Source organism: Sphingobium sp. VMM, assembly GCF_056790315.1.
This window is the reverse complement of record NZ_JBXGSI010000018.1, coordinates 24,343-44,564: the sequence shown is the minus strand read 5'-3', so window position 1 is coordinate 44,564 and position 20,222 is coordinate 24,343. Positions and strand designations below refer to the sequence as shown.

20 protein-coding genes are annotated in these 20,222 nt (G+C 58.7%); 3 read left to right on the top strand and 17 right to left on the bottom strand.

Going from position 1 to position 20,222, the window contains the following annotated elements; genetic code table 11:
* Positions 1-7: 7 nt before the first annotated feature.
* Positions 8-2,020, top strand: a complete 2,013-nt coding sequence (locus tag ACUCV3_RS20495; protein ID WP_482241105.1) for an Atxe2 family lasso peptide isopeptidase — start codon at positions 8-10, stop codon at positions 2,018-2,020.
* Positions 2,021-2,032: 12 nt separating this feature from the next.
* On the opposite strand, the gene ACUCV3_RS20490 is transcribed toward ACUCV3_RS20495, so the two are convergent.
* From ACUCV3_RS20490 to ACUCV3_RS20465, 6 genes are all read right to left on the bottom strand, one after another.
* Entirely contained in the window at positions 2,033-3,802 is a 1,770-nt protein-coding gene (locus ACUCV3_RS20490; protein WP_482241066.1) for an asparagine synthase-related protein, read from the bottom strand.
* Positions 3,775-4,437 carry a lasso peptide biosynthesis B2 protein gene (locus tag ACUCV3_RS20485; RefSeq protein ID WP_482241065.1) on the bottom strand — a complete coding sequence of 221 codons (663 nt, stop codon included), beginning with the start codon at positions 4,435-4,437 and terminating at the stop codon, positions 3,775-3,777. Before ACUCV3_RS20485 ends, ACUCV3_RS20490 begins: the two co-directional genes overlap by 28 nt.
* A gap of 106 nt (positions 4,438-4,543) precedes the next feature.
* Positions 4,544-4,678 (bottom strand): benenodin family lasso peptide, encoded by a 135-nt coding sequence (locus ACUCV3_RS20480; protein WP_017502572.1) that lies wholly within the window; start codon positions 4,676-4,678, stop codon positions 4,544-4,546.
* A gap of 177 nt (positions 4,679-4,855) precedes the next feature.
* Positions 4,856-5,473, bottom strand: a complete 618-nt coding sequence (locus tag ACUCV3_RS20475; protein ID WP_482241064.1) for a GntR family transcriptional regulator — start codon at positions 5,471-5,473, stop codon at positions 4,856-4,858.
* Positions 5,474-5,689: 216 nt separating this feature from the next.
* A complete protein-coding gene (locus ACUCV3_RS20470) occupies positions 5,690-6,121 on the bottom strand; it encodes a MarR family transcriptional regulator (RefSeq protein ID WP_482241063.1) in 432 nt (143 codons plus the stop codon).
* Between the two features lie 193 nt (positions 6,122-6,314).
* Positions 6,315-6,764 (bottom strand): hypothetical protein, encoded by a 450-nt coding sequence (locus ACUCV3_RS20465; protein ID WP_482241062.1) that lies wholly within the window; start codon positions 6,762-6,764, stop codon positions 6,315-6,317.
* Between the two features lie 13 nt (positions 6,765-6,777).
* Between ACUCV3_RS20465 and ACUCV3_RS20460 the strand changes: the two genes are divergently transcribed.
* Positions 6,778-7,158: a hypothetical protein gene (locus ACUCV3_RS20460; protein WP_482241061.1), complete on the top strand. Its 381-nt coding sequence runs from the start codon at positions 6,778-6,780 to the stop codon at positions 7,156-7,158.
* On the opposite strand, the gene ACUCV3_RS20455 is transcribed toward ACUCV3_RS20460, so the two are convergent.
* Complete coding sequence (locus ACUCV3_RS20455) at positions 7,145-7,618, bottom strand: sigma factor-like helix-turn-helix DNA-binding protein (RefSeq protein ID WP_482241060.1); 474 nt, start codon at positions 7,616-7,618, stop codon at positions 7,145-7,147. The genes ACUCV3_RS20460 and ACUCV3_RS20455 overlap by 14 nt on opposite strands.
* 1,091 nt (positions 7,619-8,709) lie before the next feature.
* Here ACUCV3_RS20455 and ACUCV3_RS20450 point away from each other — a divergent pair.
* A complete protein-coding gene (locus tag ACUCV3_RS20450; RefSeq protein WP_482241059.1) occupies positions 8,710-8,991 on the top strand; it encodes a transposase in 282 nt (93 codons plus the stop codon).
* A 40-nt stretch (positions 8,992-9,031) separates the two neighbouring features.
* Here the strand turns inward: ACUCV3_RS20450 and ACUCV3_RS20445 are convergent, their stop codons facing one another.
* The 10 genes from ACUCV3_RS20445 to gmd all read right to left on the bottom strand — a co-directional run bounded on the left by ACUCV3_RS20445 (position 9,032) and on the right by gmd (position 20,218).
* Positions 9,032-9,376 (bottom strand): hypothetical protein, encoded by a 345-nt coding sequence (locus tag ACUCV3_RS20445; protein ID WP_482241058.1) that lies wholly within the window; start codon positions 9,374-9,376, stop codon positions 9,032-9,034.
* 306 nt (positions 9,377-9,682) lie between these two features.
* The gene (locus ACUCV3_RS20440) at positions 9,683-10,618 is read right to left on the bottom strand and encodes an IS5 family transposase (RefSeq protein ID WP_482241057.1); all 936 of its coding nucleotides are present in this window, start codon (positions 10,616-10,618) and stop codon (positions 9,683-9,685) included.
* A gap of 712 nt (positions 10,619-11,330) precedes the next feature.
* Positions 11,331-11,972 (bottom strand): DUF1796 family putative cysteine peptidase, encoded by a 642-nt coding sequence (locus ACUCV3_RS20435; protein ID WP_482241056.1) that lies wholly within the window; start codon positions 11,970-11,972, stop codon positions 11,331-11,333.
* Between the two features lie 112 nt (positions 11,973-12,084).
* Positions 12,085-12,264, bottom strand: a complete 180-nt coding sequence (locus ACUCV3_RS20430; protein ID WP_482241055.1) for a hypothetical protein — start codon at positions 12,262-12,264, stop codon at positions 12,085-12,087.
* Entirely contained in the window at positions 12,261-12,641 is a 381-nt protein-coding gene (locus ACUCV3_RS20425) for a hypothetical protein (RefSeq protein ID WP_482241054.1), read from the bottom strand. The genes ACUCV3_RS20430 and ACUCV3_RS20425 overlap by 4 nt, the downstream gene beginning before the upstream one ends.
* Before the next feature lie 35 nt (positions 12,642-12,676).
* Positions 12,677-13,827, bottom strand: a protein-coding gene (locus tag ACUCV3_RS20420) for an IS3 family transposase (RefSeq protein WP_482241053.1) whose coding sequence is annotated in 2 segments (ribosomal slippage) — positions 12,677-13,575 and positions 13,575-13,827 — 1,152 coding nt in all. Because the reading frame shifts where the segments join, the coding sequence is not laid out codon by codon here.
* A 177-nt stretch (positions 13,828-14,004) separates the two neighbouring features.
* The gene (locus ACUCV3_RS20415; RefSeq protein WP_482241052.1) at positions 14,005-15,111 is read right to left on the bottom strand and encodes a glycosyltransferase family 4 protein; all 1,107 of its coding nucleotides are present in this window, start codon (positions 15,109-15,111) and stop codon (positions 14,005-14,007) included.
* A 45-nt stretch (positions 15,112-15,156) separates the two neighbouring features.
* Entirely contained in the window at positions 15,157-16,056 is a 900-nt protein-coding gene (locus ACUCV3_RS20410) for an NAD-dependent epimerase/dehydratase family protein (protein WP_482241051.1), read from the bottom strand.
* Positions 16,056-19,124 carry a glycosyltransferase gene (locus tag ACUCV3_RS20405; protein WP_482241050.1) on the bottom strand — a complete coding sequence of 1,023 codons (3,069 nt, stop codon included), beginning with the start codon at positions 19,122-19,124 and terminating at the stop codon, positions 16,056-16,058. Before ACUCV3_RS20405 ends, ACUCV3_RS20410 begins: the two co-directional genes overlap by 1 nt.
* A gap of 59 nt (positions 19,125-19,183) precedes the next feature.
* Entirely contained in the window at positions 19,184-20,218 is a 1,035-nt protein-coding gene (gene gmd / locus ACUCV3_RS20400; protein ID WP_482241049.1) for a GDP-mannose 4,6-dehydratase, read from the bottom strand.
* Positions 20,219-20,222: the final 4 nt, after the last annotated feature.

The following is a 20,222-nucleotide window of genomic DNA, read 5'->3' as shown; positions in this document are numbered from 1 at the left end:
CCTTGGCATGGCGCTGGTGCCGGTCGCATCCCGGGCAAGCCAGCCGCCCTGCGACCTGCTGCCGCCCGCCGCGGCACCGGCGGAGGCCCGGCGCGAGATCAACGCGCTCGACCTTGTTCGCCTCCGCGATTTCGGGGGCATGCAGTTCGATAGCTATCCGGGCCCCCCGGCGGCGCTGTCGCCTGACGGCCGGCATGTGGCATTGCAGCTTCGTCGCGGCGACCCTTCGTCCAACCGCTACTGCACCGGCATCCTGGTGAAGGAGACCGGGAGCGCCGCGCCGCCCCGGATCGTCGCCGATGGCGGCGAGGTCATCCGGCTCTCCTTCGACAAATATGGCTTTTCCGGCCTTGTGGCAGGCGCGCCCGTGCCCTCGGTCCTGCGCTGGGCGCCCGATGGCAAGCTTCTGGCGTTCACCAAGGCGGTGGGCGGTATCATGCAGCTGTATCTCGTTCGCGCCGATGGGACGGAAGAGATGCAACTGACGCATGCGAATGTGTCGATCGACGATTTCCAGTGGCTGCCAGACGGCGAGGCGATCGTCTATTCCAGTCGCGCCGGCCTGATCGACGCGGAGCGGCGGATCGACAGCGAGGCGCCAGGCGGATGGCGCTACGACCTGCGTTTCTGGCCCCTGGCCGGTGGCCGGCCGCACCCGCCATCCCCGATCCCGAGCCGGGCCGAGGTCATCACGCTGGCGGATCGAACCGTGCGCCCGGCAAGCGATGCGCAGCGCCTCGTCCTGGAGCCGGCGGGCACGCCTGGCTGGCCGACTGGGGCGATCCAGGCCCTGCCGCTGGGCAGCGGCGCGGATCGTGCCTGGCTGGCACCGGCCAATCCCGATGCCTTGTTCAAGCCCAATATTCTCCATGTCTCGGTGAACGGCCGCGAACTGCCTTGCCCGCAGCAGGTCTGCAGCGACGTGATCGGCCTGTGGAAGCGCGATGATCGCACGATCCTGTTCCTCAAGCGACAAGGCGTGGCGCGCAGCGAACTGGCCCTGATGCGCTGGGACCTCGGCGCAGGCGCACCTCGGCGGCTGCTTGGCACCAATGATCCCTGGCTGGGCTGCCAGCTTGGGCCTCAGGAGTTGGTCTGCACGGCGGAGGGCGGAACTGCGCCCCGCCATGTGATCGGCGTCGATGTGGACACGGCCAAGGTCCGCACGATCTACGATCCCAATCCCGAATTTGCCGCGATCCGGCTTCGTCCCCCCGAGCGCCTGGTCTGGCGCAATGCATTTGGCATCGAGACCTTCGCCGACCTCGTCCTTCCTTCCACTTATCGCCCCGGCCACCCTGTGCCGCTCATTGTCGTCCAATATGAATCGCGCGGCTTCCTGCGCGGCGGGACCGCTGACGAATTCCCGATCCAGCTGTTCGCGGCCAATGGCTTTGCCGTCCTGAGCTTCAATCGGCCGCCCTGGTACGCCCTCCAGGGAAAGCCGCTCGATCTTTTCGCCTTCCTCCAGGCCAACCAGAAGGACGGGCTGGATCGGCGCAGCGTCCAGTCCTCCCTCGAAATCATCGTCGAGCGCCTGATCGCGCGGGGCATCGCCGATCCCGCCCGCATCGGCATCACCGGGCAAAGCGACGGCGCCTCCACAGCGACCTTCGCGCTCATCCATTCGCGCCTGTTCAAGGCCGTCGCGCTCAGCACCTGCTGCGAGGATCCGGCGATGATGGCCAGTCTCGGCCCTGGATTCGAGGACTGGTATGCGAAGTCGGGCTATCCAAGGTTCAACGAGGATCGTCCCGACTTCTGGAAGCAGGGGTCGCTGGCGCCCAATCTTGGGGCGCTGCCGCCGGTTCCCTTGCTCATCCAGGCGGGCGAGGAGGAGTTCCGCTTCGCATTGCCGACCTACGCGGCAGTCAAGAATGCCGGCTGGCCAACCGAGATGTACGTCTTTTCGGGCGAGGGCCATGTCAAGCTGCAGCCGGCCCATCGGCTCGCCGTCTATGAGCGCAACCTCGCCTGGTTCCAGCGCTGGTTCAAGCCGAGCGAGGGTGCAGCGCCCTGAGCGTAAGCAGGGTCAGCCGCGACGGGCAGCGAGCCAGGCTTCGACATCCACGAACCGCATGATCCGCACATAGAGAAGATCTCCCGCGTCCGGCACCGTCGCAAGACTGGCCTCCAGTGCCGGCCGGTCCACGATCCCGCGCGCGCACAATTCGCCCTCGAGCAGCATTGCGCGGATAGTAGCGAGGTTGCGGAGATAAAGGCTTCGCACGAGGCTGGTGAAACCGCCCTTAGAGGCGCGCTGGATGATCCTGGCCGGGAGCTTGGGGGCATAGGCGCGGCGCGCGATCGCCCGGTTCATGCCATCCTCGGACCAGAGCCATGTCGGCTGCCGCAGGCAGGCCTCCATCACCGGCTGCGACAGGAGCGGATAGATAACCGGCAGGCCGTCCGCACCATCGAGATAGTCGACAAGGGCTAGGCCGCGCATGATCGCCGCGACATGCTCGCGCTTTCCGACGGGAAGGTCTGCGAACTCGTTGATCCAGGGATGCGGCGGATGAGACGCGCGGGCCTCGATCAGCCCGGAGGCGAGCAGGCGCTCGTCCCGGGGCCATGTCCAGGCCCGACGGCGGCGCAGATGCTTTTGCAGCGCTCGCCGCGCGATCAGGAAGGGCGAGCATTCGGTTACCGCGGCGACCTCCATTACCGTGCGCCAATATTCCGCCCCCACTCCGTGGGCGGCCATCCTGTCGCTTGCCGGCGTTGCCGAGCGCAGGAAGCAGAAGACATTGTCACCGCCGCTGCCATAGGCGATCGCCCTTGCGCCGACCTCATGGGCGACAGCGCTGCCATGCTTGACGAGGCTTTGCGTGAAGGCGCGCGTGGAGGGCCGTGGGCGCTGCGCCGCGCTCGACGCGGACAGGGCGACGTCGGCTGGGGAAAGGTCCAGTTGATGCGACTGCAGGTCGAGATGCCGGCATACCTCGCTGGCAAATGCGCGTTCATCGCCGCTCCCTGTGCCGCTTACCAGGGTAATCGCATGGCGCAAGCCGGGGAGCGCCGCGGCGAGCACCGAGGAATCAAGCCCACCGCTCAACGTCAGCGCCACCGGACCGACCTGCCGCGACCAGTGGTGGCAGGCGCTGTCCACCGCCCGCGCGACCTCGTCCTGGGCCTGTGCGAAAGACGGGAGGGCTGCGGCGTCGATGAACTTGGCCGGGCTCCATAGCGCATGATGATAGACGCCCTCGGGCCCGATATGCAGCATCTCGCCTGGCAGAACCTCCTTGATGCCGACAAGGGCGCTCTCCCGTCCCACCAGGTCTGGATAGAGCAGTTCGTCTTCGACGACAGGCCAGTGGATCGCATCGGCGCGACCGGTAAGTGCCTCGATGAACGGCAAGTGGGACGCGATCACCAGTTCGCTGCCCCCGCGCCTGTAATAGCAGGGGCAGCGCGCGGACGGATCGCGATAGATACACACCGCATCCGCTCCCTCGATGCCGGTCCAGGCCACGAAAGCGCCCCACCGCGCTTCGATCGCTTCGAGAAAGGCAGCGGGCGCGGCGTTGGAATCGACGACCCCTATGAACGGTGATCCGCCCGGTACGCGCGGAAAGGCCGGCCCCACTATGTGAATGTCTGCAGGAACGCCGCCGATGCTCTGGGTCGGACCTGTCGCGAACAAGGCGTGAGCGCTCGAGACGGCACAGGGCGCCAGGCCCAGCCGCTCTGCAACCGCATCGGCCGCGGTTCGGGCCGGGGCCGGCCGGTCGCGCTCCAGCGTCACCACGCCGAGATAGGCGCCAAGCATCATAGCTGCAGGATCGGCGTGAAGCACGCGACCCGCTCATGCGTGTCACCCAGGATCATGTCATGATCCTGGACCCAGCAATGCGCCTCGAACGGGTCGAGGCGCACGCCGAGCACGAGGCGGCAGGCCATGTTTCGCGACCGCAGGAAATGCAGTAGCGCCATCGAATCGGGGAGGCAGGTGTCGCGCGCCGGGACGAGCAGCCGCGCCCGCACGAATAGCGCGGTTCTGGCTGCTGCCTGGCCTGGCGTCATGGGCACCGACGGGCGGGACTGGAGGCGGCGGGCCCACCGGATGAGGAGGCGCAGGGGAATGAGGCGCACCGCAAGGCGCATGGTGATGATCCGCACGATCGCCGCCCCTGTCGCCCCTGTCACAAGGGGTCGGCGCTGTACGTCCGCTGTGGCGGCCGGCGGCGCATCCTGCGCAGGTACCGCGATATGGCTCGGCTCCGCAGGGCGGCCGAAATCCGCGTCGCAAAGGCCGATCCGGGCGAGCGCCTCGAACCGATTGGCGGGATCATCGGCACGGGCGCCGCCATGTCGCAGGGCGTGGAAGGCCTCGACCAGATGCTGAGGCAATTGGAGGTAGATGTCGCGCGCAACGTCGATGACGACGATCCGCCCTCCGACATCGCACCAATTTATGTCCGCGCGGGCCATGGTGCATTCTGGCTCCCTGCATGCGAGCGTCGCAGGCAAAGCCTGCCTCGCGGTTTGCGGGTTACGGAGCCTGGCGCATCCCCGGCCGGGAATGCGCCAGGGTAGATCAGTCGTCGAGGATACCGGCAAGGCCCTGGCCGGCAGGCGCATCGACCGTTCCACCGGAGATGCCCTTGGTTTCGACGCTCACCGCGCCGAGTTCGACGACGTCGTCACGGCGGTCTTCGCTGTTGCGTTCCATTTCGTCTACTCCTTGTAGCCGCTGGATTGCGGCACAAGAAGAATAGGATCCGGATTTTCCGCGTGCGAACTTATATTATGCCGGAATGAGAGTGCTTGGGATTGGGCGGGCCGGACTATAATCATTAATATTGAGAATGCTTCATCATACTGGATGACTGTATTCATTGGCGGCTATTCATGGCTGCATTATCGTGCGGATCGCGAAACTCGACCGTGCGCGCTCTTGGTGATAGCGGGCCATGGCTCTCCGTGCCGCGCCGATCGGCGCCCTGTCGATCGTGGCGAGGAGCAGCGAGAATTCGCCGACAACATCAGGGAGGAGGCGATGCTCCGAGGCCCGCGCGCGTGCCAATGCGCTTGAGGCTGCTGCCACTGCCTGCTCCAGCTCCTCATTTTGCGGGACGGATGCCAGGATGCCGAATAGCCTTTCGGACGCTGCGGCCACTTGTCCGGGCTCCAGGGCCTCATGCTTGAGCGCGCCGAGTCCTTTCCTTGCGCTCTCTGGCAAAGGACGCTCGAGAGCGAACTGGATCAAATGGCCATGCCAGCGATAGAGCCCGGCGAGCCGGTCGGCATCGAGCGACCGGACGCGAAAGCCGCCGCCCGGAAGCAGAACGACAAGACGCTCGCCCACCAGCCGGTTCAGGGCATCACGGACGGGTGTAGCGCTCGCGCCGAACTGATCGGTGAGTCGGGTGAGCTTGAGCATCGTGCCGGGCGCAAAGGCGCCCCCGACAATTTCATGCTGGATGCGACGATATATATAGTCTGCCGTGATGGGCTCGGGCGCCATCCTGCCTCCTTTCTGCGCATTGGGACATTTGCGCCCCGCGCTCCGGTTCGCTGGGCCCCTGTCGGATTCGCCTCCGCTTGCGGGTATCGGCTTGGCGCGCCGGCAACCCGCACGGGGGACCGCTCGTGCCGAGCCTCCTGGCGCCGGCCTTGTATCGGGGCATATCGACGCTGATGCCTCGCCGGAGGCATGCAGGCGCGCGGCAGGGACTGCGCTCTATGCCGACCTGTCGATCCCGTCGCCCAGGCAAGCACCGCCCCAAATGCTGACGAGTTGGTCAAGTAGCCGGACAATCTTCGCCCTGCCTTCCTGCGTCAGGCTGACGCGTACATAGCGGTGATCGCGCTGTCGCCGGCTTCGTTCGGCTCCGCTTTCCGGACTCGCGCCGCGGCGGCAGAGGACGAGGCCATCGCGCTCCAGCTCACCGACCTTGCGATGCGCGGTCGACGCCGGCACCTGCGAGGCCAGGCACAAGCTCCAGGCGTGCAGCGTGCGATGCTCGCACTCGGCGAGGTAGAGCTGGGCGAGCATGTCGAGGCGCGGGGTGGATACGAAGTCACTGCCGAGGCAATCACTCGTCGCCTCGCGCATGCTGGCGAGAATCCGGCATGCCTGGGCGCGCAGTTCCCCATCCGTCGAGCCTGTCATCTGGCCTGCTCCCTATCCTGTCCCTCCCGGACCATGCGCAATCGCCCTTCACTCCGATATGGCACCCAGGCGTGATGCCGAGCGGTCATGTTCCGAGCCAGAGCGTCAAGGCGGCATGCGATGTTGCCCACTGGACGCTGCCTGGGCCGCGTCATGGTCTCGGTACTCTCTCGTGCCGAGGTGAGGGCGCTCGTCATTGGCTGGCGAGGCTCCACGGCGGATCGCGGTGGCCCTGACGTCGGCGTCGATGATGCCGCTCCGTGCCGATGATGAGGAGGAGCAGCATGGGATAGGACAGCTTGCCGACGATCCACCAATAGGCCAGCGGCAGGATTCCGGCGTCGAAAGCACGCGCGGCATGGGCAGCGAGCGCCAGGCACTGGATCGCCGCAACCCAGAGCGGCCAGAAGCGATTCGCCGTCAGCGCGATCGCAAGCAGTGCGGCGAGGAGCGCCGCATCGATCCAGACGATCGACCATTGCACATCGCGAAAAGCCAAGGCCACCTGCATGTTGGTAAGGCTCGTTGCAATCGTGGCGACCAGCATCGCCGCTGCCGCGAGACGCTCGGGAGCGCCGCCACGCCAGCCGGCATGGATCGCCAGGACGGCGACCAGCAGGAGGAAGGCAGCGATCGGGGTCATCGATGTCGCGGACGTGCAGAATCATCGCCGCGGCTCATCCGTCGGCTCCGGATGGCTCCACGCCGATCGCGCTTGCTGGCGGCTTGAGGACGTCGCCGAACGCTTGCACGTCGATCCCGAGCTTGCGACCAAGCATTTCAAGCATGCGGTGGGCCTCGGCGACATGTCCCAGCGCGCTCGATGTCAGCAACTGCGCGTTGCTGATGGCGGCCAGGACCTGATGGCCGGCGACGGGGGACAGGTTGCGGCCGATCTGCGCGAGGATCGCGGAGGTCGAAAGCTCGCCGCCTTTCGCAAACAGGGCCTGGAGCAGCTTCTCATAGGCGTGCAGGTCGCTGGCGAGCGCTGCGACGGCTGGGCCCCAGGCTTGCGGGCTCGCTTTATTCGCCAGTGAAGAACCTGGAGAGGACCTCGAGGCCGACGGCCAGCATTCCGAAGCTTGCGGCGGCGGCAAGGACGAGGAGGATGAACCAGAAGAGGCGGTGGGTAGGTCCGAGTGCATTGCGATCTACTCCCTTGTGACGGAAGGGAAGCAGGACCTGCCATTCGCCGACTTGCAACCCTTGACCCGGCACTGGGGGATCGCTCGCGCCGATGGCTACCCCCGCCAATTCACCCCCCGATTTCCCGGGGGGCGTCATGGTCTTACCGCCGAACAGCATTTCGGCGGCCCGGCGTCGGTTGGGTGCGCCCAAGATCGCTACCGCCTCTGAAATGTAGGAGTCCACCGTGCCGACCCCGATGCCGAGCTCACCCGCAATCTCCTTGGATGTACGGAGCTGGAAGACGTGCCACAGGCATTCGCGATGGCGGGGCGCAAGCCGGTCGGCAAGGGCTTCAGCCTCCTCCGTCACTGCATTTGTCCTTCAAGGACCGATAGGGGGAGAGGGCAGGACGCCGCCCGCGCTATGGACGCGGCGGGGGCCGCGAGGATCATCTTGATTGTCGTTCGCACCAGCGTTGCGCCTCCCTCCGCTCCATCATGATCAAGCGGCCCGCAGCACCTTTCCCAACGCATCCAATCCCTTGCCGTTTATGGTCAATTCTGGCCACAGGGATAGATAGATCGTGAGTCTTCAGTTTGCCACCCCGACGCGGGGGGAAGACGCACGGTCGCGGCGGGCGGCCGATCCATTTGATCGGTTCGCGTCGTGCGCAAGGAATCAGTGCTTCGCCGCGTTCATCCCATGTGTACGGCACCTCGGAATCCCCCATATTTGCGGCGCTGCGGCTCGATGCCCCGGACTCGCCCGCCCGCCAGCCCGCGGCGTTTCTGCGCGTTCCCGGGCGAGATCCTGCACCTGGCTCTTGCAGCGGCTCATAGACCCGCGCCGCCTTGAGGCGGGGACGGATCACACATCGGATCGACGCAAAGCCGGTCCGGATCATGAGGCCGGCCTTGCCGGTGGGGACAATGGAATGAAAGGGTGGCTGTGACCACATAAAAGAACGCCCGGCACGAAGGCCGGGCATCCTTTGGAGTAGTGGAGCAACGTCGCCAAACGTCGAACCGTGATCACCCTTTCTTCCTACTCCAGATCGAAACCCGTTTCAAGTATGCGCGCTTAGCGCCACACCCTCTTTTTGTCTGGTGATGGTTTTCCTGTGTGGAGGGACAAATGGGAACGCTTACCTTTAATGAGGTGATGCTTGACGCGCTCGGCACGGCCGCGGCGACTTATGGTGCAGGACCGGGGCAATCCGCCCGCCTGCGCGACAGGTCCCGGAAAAGGCGCTCAGGCGCCCCTCATCCGACCGGCGCGCCAGTGCTGCGCGACAGCGTGGAAGCAGGCACGTTCGAAGTAAGCGCCGAAACCTCCCCACATTTTCGTAGCTGCTGATCTATCTATGTTTTGCCCCTCATCCGAGGGGTATCTTATTGGCTGATGATGTAAGAACTTTCGAAACAGGTTTCGAAAGGCAGGAGGGTCAGCGGCCCTCGCGTATGGATGTCATTCCAGCGGGACCGGCGCGTCGTCGCTGGTCGGCCGAGGCCAAGGCGCGGATCATCTCGTCGAGTTTTGAGCCCGGCGCCAACATCGCAGAAATCGCACGGACGCATGGGTTACTGCCGCAGCAGCTCTATGCGTGGCGGCATGACAGCATTCCGGGCAAGCGCCTGGCCAGCAAGAAGGAACTCTACCGGATGGCCGACGCGATGAATCTGCCGCTGGGCGCGGTGCTGGAACAGGCGCTGGCTGCGCTCGACCGGCAACGCAGACAATAAGTTACCAGATAGCTACCAGATATATATTGGTATTCGATAGCTACTCATTGGTGCGGACGGCGACTTTAGCCAGCTTATGGCGACCGTCCTGGCGCAGCGCATCAATCATGAAGCGCCACACATTGGCGGCATCGCTGCGATAGCCTGTTTCGGATTCCTCTTCGCCGACATATCGAATGATTTCCGAACCGGCATCCTTCATTAAATCGTCCGGTTCGTGTAGCGCGTCGATCACCGTCATGAGACGGGGCAGATAGGCCGTCCATCGCGGCGCGCCATCCGACAGTTGATCTTCATCTTCCCCATAAGCGCGGCAAAGGGCGCGGGCGGCTTTTTCGATTGGACTCATGTGGCTGATGCTTGCGCCAACCCGATGCTGCGTCAAGATGGATTATCCCATTCAATAGCCAAAGAATATTGAACAGCTATCGGATACTATCTGAGTACCCTGCGATAAAGATCTTGCATTCCGTTCAAACCATGCGAACCGAGCGCGCCCCAGATGCCCCGATCAATGGGGTAGAATATTTCAAGCGTTCGTGCTGATCGCCACCAGATCCACATTGGTGGCCAGATGATCAAGGAGACCTGTGCGCGGATGGGCGTAGGCCCTTGGGATGGAACGTTTTTCGATCCTGCGGCGGTAAAATGTTCTGTGGCACCCCCGCTCTTATCGAAGGAGCGGCAGCCTTCATGCTTGGGCTGCGATAATGTTCATAGTGCGCTTGAGGTTGTAGGCGATGGCGGTGAGGTGGACCTGAACGGCGGCTTTGGCGAGACCTCTCCATCGCATCCGCCTGAGGCCGTAGCAGCGCTTCCATGTCCCGAAGATTTTCTCGATCCGGCCACGCACGCGGTGGATCGGCTGGTTCCATTCATGAAGGTTGCGCAGCGTTTCGGCTTCGTCACGGCCCCACATGCCGGTGGCGACGATGCGGGGTATGCCGCCCTTCGCTCGCACGGCATCGCGAAAGTGACTGCCACGGTAGGCGCTGTCGGCGAGCACCTCACCGGGGTTGTCGGGCAAGGCTTCCGGTCCTGCCTTGCCGTCATTGATATTGGCGGATGTGATCGAGATTTTCTCGACCAGAGCCGTATCGGCATCGGCGCCAACATGGGCCTTGAAGCCGTGCACAGCCCGTTTTCCCTTGTGCTTTACCCAACCTGCATCGTCATCCTCCTCACTGGCGGACGCGATGATGGTCGCGTCGATTAGCGTTCCGGTTTTGACCGTCACCGCCTTTGACTTGAGTTGCATCGTCACGGCTTCGAACAAAGTCCGGTCAAGCTGGTGTGCCACGAGCAGCTTGCGAAATCTGACAAAGGCGGTCCGTTCGGGCGTGGCTTCATTAGCGGAGAACCCGCAGAAGCGACGGAAAGAGGCGCGATCGTCGAGCGCTTCGGCCAGCTTCACATCGGACAGGTCGTACCAGATCGACAGAAGCAGGGCTCTGAACACCGCCAGTTGTGGCCAGGCCGGCTCGCCCTTGATAGCGGGATAAAGCGGATCAAGCAGTTCCGCGACTTGGTTCCAGTCGATCAGCGATACCAGTGCGTCGAGCGATGAAGCCGCCCGCTCGCGTCCGGCAAAACCAAACTGCCCCTCTCCGATCGAACGTCGCGCCACCTGCCGCTCTCCTTCTGGGAAAGCCTATAGAATCAGCAATCAACGCCCATGTCTACGCCCATCCGCGCACAGGTCTCATAATCCGTCTATCCATGCCGGACGAGCGCGAATGGAAACGCATCCTCAGCCGCTATAGGGGATAGCAATGACCATAATCGGCCGAAGCGTCTGGCTCAGGGGATGAGCCAGACTGTTAAGAGTCGCGCTCGTTGCCTATGGTGGCTTTGCGATGCGGGTCCCCTGCGCCGGGCATTGCCGCCGGAGACAATTGCTACCTGCGCCCATGGTTCACGGGCCGCATCAGCAACGGCGCGAATATCCGGGCCGCTTGTAACTCCACGGGCCATGTGAAGCCAGCCAACATCATATTGCAGGAGGCGGTGCTTTAGCCGCTCGTTCAGGTGGCCTTTAAGCCAGTCATACCCCATGGTTAAAGGGCATTGAATGTATCGTGATCTAATGCGGGCGCTGGCGAGCACGTCGAGATCGGATACTGAGTCCGTCATGCGCTCCCTCAAAGGTTCGATTCGGCATGCTCGCCAAGCCGACAATCCGACCGACACAAAAATATTGGAAGACGCATTTACCGCGCTCGACGGGGCGATCGGCGCTATTCATGATGCACAGATGGCTCCTCGGGGCGTTGCTCCGTGCGACCTATGCGGGAAGCGCGCTGTTGACCCCGAATGCGGCATCTGTGCATGAATGATCATTAGATTTTTTTGTGGATCTGGTTTCGATCGAACATCTCATCCCAGCCTTGATCGCTACCCTCCCATGTAGTGACGCCATAGTGATCGAGTTTGTCACAGTAGACGCCCGGCTCATTGGCCTCGGGGAAGCTGTTCAGAAGTAGCAAGTCCACAGACGCATTAGGTAGCGCGCTGCGCAGCGTCGCCATGAAATTCCGCAGTCGCGCCTCATCAAAGTCTCGATTATCGTTGAAGTGCTGCACATGACCAGTTTCCACTCGGATAAACAGAACGTCACCTGCAAGGCTATATAGGCGCTTCAACAGGTGCGCGAACTTACCGGTGTTTTTGATCGCTTCAGCCCTTACTGCCACCGGCACGTAACGGTCGTCTACTTTGGCATCGTAAAAGTCGTGATAATGCATCAATCCGTAGCGCTTGCACATGACCGCTTGGCCTGCTTCCTCCGTCACTATCCTCATATTCTCGGGAACCATCATATCCCGAAATTCGGTCTCGAACAGGTCTTGTAGAGCGACTGTCGGAGTGACCAGCCAGTCGAAAGGGTAGGATTTAGTATCGTTAAAGCGACGCCGAATTTGGCCCGCCGTCATACAAAAACTTCCGAGACTGACAATGTGATCGTAAGCCTTGTTAATCATCTTGCCTGCCGCTCTTCCTCTGGCATCTGTAGAGGCTTCAGTGGTTCGCACATACCGCCGACCCATGCAAACCCAAAGCAGCCTTCAATTCGCCGACAGTGCGGTCGCCGCCTTACCTCGTCGCGCTGAGCTTCGCGAAGCACTGCCCATTCTGCCGGATGATCGACCCATCGGTCAGCACATAGTCGGCGAAGGACAGCACCGCCGACCCGAACCACGCATTGGCGCGCAGCATCCGCGTGGCGATCGGGACGATCTCCGTCTCATAATAGGCGTCGCGGGCATCCTTCACGCTGCCAGGCCGCCGTTGTTCTGAGGGATGACGCCGATCAGCTGGGACGGGGTGCGGTGCGCGGCCAGCATGTCGTCGCGACTGATATTTTTGAAGCTCGAAAATTCGTCCTTCGCTGTGACGTCCGCGATCGGCATGATGTGGATACCGTCCTTCTTGCCCTTGGGGATATAGACCAGGACATTTTTGAAGTTGCCGCCCCCCTTGGCCGATCTCAGTTTATCCTCCAGCTGGTCGACGGTTTTCTGGTCCGCCAGCGGCTCGCTGACATAAAAGACGAACCCGGCATGGGCGCCATTGAGATAACAGCGGTAGCGGAAGAGGGTGGCGTTCTCGCTGAGTAGCCCAGCATGGAGTGCGGACAGCCATTCGGGCATCCCATAGACCTTGACGTGCTCCTGATTGTTACCAGTCAGAGGTAGAGTCCGGCTCCTTCATGATGGTTGGTTGAGGTGATGGCAACGTTTCCGGGGGCATGCCCCCGGGAAGGTTGGCCGGCTTTCTCGGCGGGGGTTCTCCCGCCCAGTTTCGAGCGTGGCCTGACGTAGTTGTAATCGTGCCGCCAGGCATCGAGCACGAAGCGAGCATGCGACAGCGACGTGAACAGGGTCTCGTTGAGGCATTCGTCGCGCAGACGCCCGTTGAAGCTCTCGACGAAGCCGTTTTGCATCGGCTTGCCGGGTGCGATATAATGCCACTCGACCCGCCGTTCCCGCGACCAGCGCAGGATGGCCGACGAGGTCAGCTCGGTGCCGTTGTCGCTGACCACTGTATGCGGCTTGCCGCGCATCCCGATCAGCCGCGTCAGCTCCCGCGCGACCCGCACACCCGACAGCGACGTGTCGGCCACCAGCGCCAGGCATTCCCGCGTGTAGTCGTCGACCACGCACAGGATGCGGAACCGCCGGCTGCACGTCAGGGTGTCGGAGACGAAGTCGAGCGACCAACGCTGGTTCGGCCCGTCCGGCAGCACCATCGGCGCCCGCGTGCCCAGGGCGCGCTTGCGGCCACCACGGCGACGAACCCGCAGGTTCTCCTCGCGATAGACCCGCAGCAGCTTTTTGTGGTTGGGTGTCATGCCATCGCGAGCCAGAAGATACCCGAGACGCCGATAGCCGAAGCGGCGACGCTCGGCCGCCAACACGCGCAGACGCTGTCGCAGCGGACCATCGTCCGGACGCGACGATCGATACCGGATCACCCGCCGGCTCACGCCAACCAGGTTGCACGCCCGACGCTCGCTCAGCCCGTGATGCTCACGTGCATGGGCGACGGCATCCCGCTTAGCGCCGGGCGTCACCATTTTTTTGATGCCAGATCCTTCAGCACCACGTTGTCGAGCATTGCCTCGGCCAGCAGCTTCTTCAGCCGGCTGTTCTCTTCCTCCAGCGTGCGCAGACGCCGGGCCTCGGACACCTCCAGACCGCCATACTTCGACTTCCACTTGTAGAACGTCGCTGAGCTGATCCCGTGGCGGTGGCACACATCCGCTGTCGCCATCCCTGCCTCCTGCTCCTTCAAGATCGCGATGATCTGCTCTTCGCTGAACCTGCTGCGCTTCATTCCGTCCGACTCCTTCTCGTCGGACTCTACTCAAAATCGGTCACATTTCAGGGGAGCACGTCACAAAGTAGTGCCAGACTTGTTATCATAAAGTCGCAATGGGCGTGTTGGATATTCATATGCTGCCATGCCTCGCCCTTTGGCGATAATGGAGGCGGTATGCCTATCCGAACCCAGTCAGGCAAACTGTCGATAAACGTTGACGGTTTTGGCGACACATGTTTCCCAACTATACCCGGCAGCGACATCCAGCCCTCGGCTGATAATTGTCGCGCGTAAATCATCGTCTTCGAGAGACCTGGCAATAGCTGCGGCCAGGCCGTCGATATCGTCCGGGTCAATCATGATGGCCGCGCCGTTCGTCACTTCGGGCAGGCAGGAACGGTTCGACACGATAACGGGAACACCGCATGCCATGGCCTCAATCGGGGGCAGACCAAAACCCTCATAGATCGACGGATAGAGGAAAATTCTTGCGCCGCTATATATGCCGGGCAAATCCCTCTCGGGAACAAAATTCAAGAAACGTACATATCCTTTTGCTTCGTCTCTTGACATGAGTTCGTGCAAAGCCTCGTTCTGCCACCCCCTTGCGCCTGCCAAAACAAGCGGGTAGCGCCTTTTCACCTTTTCGGGCAGAATATGGTATGCGTTAAGTGCCGCGTCTATGCGTTTGCGTGGTTCGAAAGTGGCAACCAGCAGAATATACTCCTGCGGCACAATTCCATAAGATGCATAATCCACCGATCCATCAGTTGCTCGACCCGGGTGATAATCGCGGCTTACGCCCAAATGTACGGCTGTGATCCGATCCTCTGGAACATTAGTAAATTCGGCAACTTCACGGCGCACTTCATGTGTGTCGGTCACGATGTGCCATGCACGGTCAAGGGAGCTTCTGAAATCTCTCTCGAAATGTGCGATGCGTTCGGGCGGGTGCATTTCGGGAAATTTATAGACCGACAGATCATGCACGGTGATGATGCCGCCTTCCACATTGGCGGGCAGCATGAAGTTCGGGCCATGATATAGCCGCTTGCGAGCCGGAATAATCGCGATCGCCTTTTTTTCTGCCCAGCGTAAAAACTTGGCGCGTCGCTTTGGCCTTTGCGGCATGACACCGTGCACCAAGCCTTCTGGTTCGTTGGCGACGATACCATTATGGATTGCCCTGAACTGATGTACATCAGGATGCAGCTGAAGCCCTCGCATCAGTTCAAGTGTATAGCGACCGATTCCGGTCAATTGCGGTGACAGCGCTTCCACGCCCAGATCGATGTTCATTACGGCCTCAGATCAAATCGACACATCAAGGGGTTTCTGATGCAATTAGCCCGAACTGGCGGTCTGCGATGCTATGATCTGACCGATACTTTGTGCGATAGGGATTGATGAAATCTTGTCGCCGATCAGTGCCTTCAATTTCGTCGGGTCGCCGGTAAGGCGCCAGACCTCATTCTTCCGGACAAATTCCGGAGCCACTTCGACCTGGATATCATGTCCGGTAAGAGACCGAAAAAGATTCAGAAGTTGGTTGAGCGATACCGGCGTGCCCGAACAAAGATTGAAGACTTCGCCGATGGCGGCATCGCAGAAGGCCATATACCGGATGATCTCACAGGCTTCCTTGATATCCAGATAATCCCGGTAAACGTCCAAGTTCCCTAATCGGATGACCGGTTCCCTTGCAGCGAATGCCCGCGATAATTTCGGGACTATGAAGTCTGCACTTTGCTCGGGGCCGACAATATTAAATGGCCTAACAATCGTATAATCTATAATATCGGTATAATTTAGTATAATTCGCTCGCAGCAGAATTTGCTCATACCATAATGGTGGACAGGCTTCGGGCACAGCGTTTCAGACAAAGATTCGACATCTTGATTTCCATAAACACCCGCAGTACTGATGAATATGAACCGAATCTTTGGTCCATCCTTTGGAATGGACTTCAGTATATTTTCTGTTCCTATCGTATTAGATATATAATATTCATGACTTTCCGCAGAAGTGACGCTGGAAATGGCGGCACTATGAATAATGACTTCGGGACGAAAATCGTCGAACAGGGCTGATACCTCCTCCTTGTTCTCGATATTGCAAAGAACGATATCGTCACGAGGCCGAGATTTGGTTGTGCCTTTCAGTTCATGCCCGTCCTGCTTCAACATGTCATAGAGGTAGGCGCCCACGAAGCCGGTAGCGCCAGTGAGCAGTATCCGGGCCATTACGCTTTCTCCCTGCTCAACTCAGTGTACATTTGTTCTTGGCTCAGCATGCTCGAATGAGCGCCGCGAAGCGCAGCTAACAGCATTTCTGTAGATTCACGCCAGCTCATAGAAATCCATTCAGCCTTGATCTTAGCTTCCCAAGCAGCGATTTCCGTCGGATTGTTGGCATAAAAGGCAATTCTCTCTGCCCATTTTGCAGTATCTAACGGATGAATATATTCAACCAAATCGCGTCCGGTTTCACGAAGAGGATCAACGTCAGCTGTCAAGCACAGCTTACCATAAGACAAGCTTTCGGGAAGAGTGAGACTCCAACCTTCGTAAAAACTGGGCAATAATGTGAACTTGCAATGCCTGTATAGAATGTCAAGCTCTTCATCTGTTGGGCTCATTATGAGAATTTTACCCTTAACTCGATCATCTTGCTCGAAAGAAGCGAGGAAATCCCAAGACTTCCACCCCTTCTTTCCAACAAAAACAATCTGCACAGGCTTATTTAACAAAGATTTTTTCAACATTATCAAATAGGACTTATAAAGCGTTTCGTGATTTTTTCTTGGCTCTATTGTTCCAACAGTGATAATGAAATCGCCCGTTAAGCCCAAATCCTCAAGGACGGCGGCATCGCGATAGGGATCAGGTTGCATTCTTCGAACCATCCCAATATCAGAACCAAATTCAACAAAGTCGCTTGCTGGAACAGACAGAGCGTCTCGCCGTTGAATCAAAATTCCATCTCTTTGGGCTGTCCGACCACCATATGTGATGTGCTCGAAGTGATTCGATACATGTTTAAATAATGCTTCAAAACCCACACATGTTGTTGGCACATGGAATTGAGGCGTCAGTATCGGGGTCAGATCATAGATTATTTGTGATCGCATCGTACCTTTGTTTCGATGAATCAGGTCATCGATTTTGGCCACACGCGAAAGTACTCCGGAACCATCCGAATCAATCCCTGCAAAGAAAATGATCGAATTGGCTGGGATTACCGATAGATAGGCGGAGTGCCCTGGGAAAGGCTTGCCGTCGCTTCCATGTTGCCGGAATGGATTTCGATGACCCGTGTTATTCGCTTCGTGATCCCTCCAGAAATTGTGGAAATGCTCGTAGCTGGCTGAAAGATCTTCGCTGGTGAATAGCCAATCAAGATAGCTATCATCGATCTGGAAGAAATAATCATATCCACGCTGAAATGCAAAGAACCTCGTCCTAGGATCAATATCCTTCAACTGTTTTGCATACTCCAGTTCAGCACGGACGATACCGCTAATTCCACCACTCCATTCAAGGAACGACATGGTCAAATCCATCCAGATAACCGGCGGTTCGATCAATGCTGTGCGCTCTGAGCGTTTGAAATCACGAACGGCCTCATACAGCATTTTTGCTGTATCTGACCATTTCATACTCGGCCATCCACGCGCTATTTTTGCTTCGTAGTCGTGCAGAATATTGTCATCTTTGGCGTAAAGAGTAAATTTTTCGGCCCACCCACGCACATCATAAGGTTCGACGTAATCCACCAGGTCGCGTCCGATTTCACGCAAAGGCGGTGTGTCAGAGCAGAGGCAGAATTTCCCTTGTCCTAGGCTTTCAGGCAGAGTCAGGCTCCACCCTTCGTAGAGGCTAGGCAATGCCGTGAAGCGGCAGTTCCTATACAGAGCCGCTAATTCTGTATCTGTTGGCGTCAAACAGAGAAGCTTGCCTTTCAAGCGCGGATGTCGGTTAATTGTGTCGAGCATATCATCGACCCGCCACATTGGCTTACCAATGAAAACAAGTTGAGGCAGATTGTCACCCGCCATTTCCAACGCCATAAGGTAGGCACGGTAGAGCGTGTCATGGTTTTTACGCGGCTCTAGAGATCCGACAGAAATAACAAAGTCGCCGTCAATACCGAGTCCTTTGAGTAATTCATTATCATTCGAATTATCTGAATATTTCACGATATCAGTACCAAATTGCACAGGTACGCCCGGCGGGGTCGGCCAGCCTTTTGCTTTCTGGAGTGCTTCCGTATCAATTTGAGCCGTGCGTCCACCATAGAATATAAGATCACAATTATTCGAAATCCATTCTACGTATCGCTCAAAACGATCACGACCTACCGGATCATAAAAATGCTTCGTTTCATCAAGTAAGAGAATGATATCGTAAACAAGATAGAAAATGGAAAAATCGGGTATTTCTGATTTAATCAGAGAAAAATAACGTTCTTTCTGACTATCCATCCAGCCAACTGCAATAACTGCATCATTGGAATTGTAAGGATGAAAAAAACCTTCAATGTCTGGAGCCTGGACGTGAATGGTATTTGAGGCCCCCATTGCTCCTTTATATCTTGCGAAAAAATGCATATAAGCATCTGCGACGTTGTCCGCTTCAAGAAGCCAACCCAATTCTGACTTAGGAATTTCGCCAAAACCCTGATCAATTTGCATCGAGAAGCGAATGTCTGGAAAAATCTTGGCTAGGCCGCACGCCATTTCGAGTTCGGCGCGCACAATACCTACAACGCCACCATTCCATTGAAATGCTGTGGTGAGGTCGAACCAGAGATTGTTGAATTGACCCAAGCGTGGCGCTCTGCCGTAATTTTCGCGATCTTTTGCAATTTGCTTCTGCCAGTCGGCGATGGCGATATGGACGGTTTCCACCGCTTGCCGTACGCTCACGGGAGTTTCGATTGAGCGTTCATTGATCTGTTCCAACAATGTTTTTCGACGATCTTCCAATTTTTGAATTTTTTTATCCGCAACAAAGCTGGCGACCATGTTTTTAAATGGCCAAGCCAAAGAGCTTGTCTCAATGAAAGCTTGGCGTCGTGCCGATTTCGCTAAGCGGGAGGTCGCCATATTATTCAAACAAGCCTCATCACTACTAGCGATCGAAGCTATTATTTGAACCTTAGAAGTGCCCCGCTCCAACATCTCCAGATGGCTATTTAGGCCATCTGGATCAGCGTCTCGTTGCAATATGTCACGATAACAGGCTTGCACGAAATCGCGGCCATCTTTCTCTATGAGATACGCCAAAGTACCCGGGGCGGCGATATTCATTACTGTAACCTTCCAAAATCTTATAGAAATCTATGCAAGCCTGTTGCGATGACGAACTGTCAGAAGGACGCGTTTCTTTTGTTACGCTCTAGATCCGTCGTCACCATCATGGCGCAGAGATCTTCCAATGACGTCTTGGGTTCCCAACCCAGTTCTTCGCGTGCCTTGCTTGCATCGCCGATCAGCAGATCGACTTCCGCCGGACGGTAGAATTTCGGGTTAATGCGCATCACGGTCTTGCCGGTTGCAGTGTCGACGGCGGTTTCCTCAACTTCCTTTCCACGGAATTCCACTTCGATACCCGCAGCCTTGAAAGCCAGCGAAACGAAATCGCGTACCGTGTACATCTTGTTGGTCGCCAAGACATAGGTGTCGGGATGATCGGCCTGAAGCATGCGCCACATGCCCTCAACATACTCCTTCGCGAAGCCCCAATCGCGCTGCGCGTCGATATTGCCCAGTTCCAAAGCGTCGAGCTTGCCAAGCTTGATACGGGCAACAGCGTCGGTGATCTTCCGCGTCACGAATTCGCGGCCTCGCAGCGGGCTTTCATGATTGAAAAGAATACCGCTGGTCGTGAACATGTCATAGCTTTCGCGGTAGTTGACGGTCATCCAGTGCGCGTAGAGCTTTGCAACGCCATAAGGGCTGCGCGGATAGAAAGGCGTGTCTTCCTTCTGCGGGATGGCCTGCACCTTGCCGAACATTTCAGACGTGCTCGCCTGATAGAAGCGAATCTTGGGATTGACGAGGCGGATCGCTTCCAAAAGGTTGAGTGCGCCAAGGCCGGTGATCTTGCCGGTGGTCACGGGCTGTTCGAAGCTGACGCCGACGAAGCTTTGTGCCGCCAGATTGTAAACTTCGTCAGGCTGATACCGATTCAATATCGTAACGAAATTACCAAGATCTGTCAGGTCGCTTTCCACCAGATGAAAATTAGGATGCTTGTCGATCCCCAGTTCCTCGATACGCCAGAAATTTACGGAACTTGTCCGACGGAACGCACCGTAAACCGTGTATCCCTTTTCCAGCAGCAGTTCAGAGAGATATGCCCCATCCTGCCCAGAAATCCCCGTAACCAAAGCCTTTTTCATATAT

Coding starts and splice junctions, on each gene's coding strand:
- ACUCV3_RS20495 (WP_482241105.1), top strand. CDS start 8: ATGGCGCTGGTGCCGGTCGCATCCCGGGCAAGCCAGCCGCCCTGCGAC.
- ACUCV3_RS20485 (WP_482241065.1), bottom strand. CDS start 4,437: ATGGCCCGCGCGGACATAAATTGGTGCGATGTCGGAGGGCGGATCGTC.
- ACUCV3_RS20480 (WP_017502572.1), bottom strand. CDS start 4,678: ATGGAACGCAACAGCGAAGACCGCCGTGACGACGTCGTCGAACTCGGC.
- ACUCV3_RS20475 (WP_482241064.1), bottom strand. CDS start 5,473: ATGGCGCCCGAGCCCATCACGGCAGACTATATATATCGTCGCATCCAG.
- ACUCV3_RS20470 (WP_482241063.1), bottom strand. CDS start 6,121: ATGACAGGCTCGACGGATGGGGAACTGCGCGCCCAGGCATGCCGGATT.
- ACUCV3_RS20465 (WP_482241062.1), bottom strand. CDS start 6,764: ATGACCCCGATCGCTGCCTTCCTCCTGCTGGTCGCCGTCCTGGCGATC.
- ACUCV3_RS20450 (WP_482241059.1), top strand. CDS start 8,710: ATGGATGTCATTCCAGCGGGACCGGCGCGTCGTCGCTGGTCGGCCGAG.
- ACUCV3_RS20435 (WP_482241056.1), bottom strand. CDS start 11,972: ATGATTAACAAGGCTTACGATCACATTGTCAGTCTCGGAAGTTTTTGT.
- ACUCV3_RS20425 (WP_482241054.1), bottom strand. CDS start 12,641: ATGCCCGAATGGCTGTCCGCACTCCATGCTGGGCTACTCAGCGAGAAC.
- ACUCV3_RS20415 (WP_482241052.1), bottom strand. CDS start 15,111: ATGAACATCGATCTGGGCGTGGAAGCGCTGTCACCGCAATTGACCGGA.
- ACUCV3_RS20410 (WP_482241051.1), bottom strand. CDS start 16,056: ATGGCCCGGATACTGCTCACTGGCGCTACCGGCTTCGTGGGCGCCTAC.
- ACUCV3_RS20405 (WP_482241050.1), bottom strand. CDS start 19,124: ATGAATATCGCCGCCCCGGGTACTTTGGCGTATCTCATAGAGAAAGAT.
- gmd (WP_482241049.1), bottom strand. CDS start 20,218: ATGAAAAAGGCTTTGGTTACGGGGATTTCTGGGCAGGATGGGGCATAT.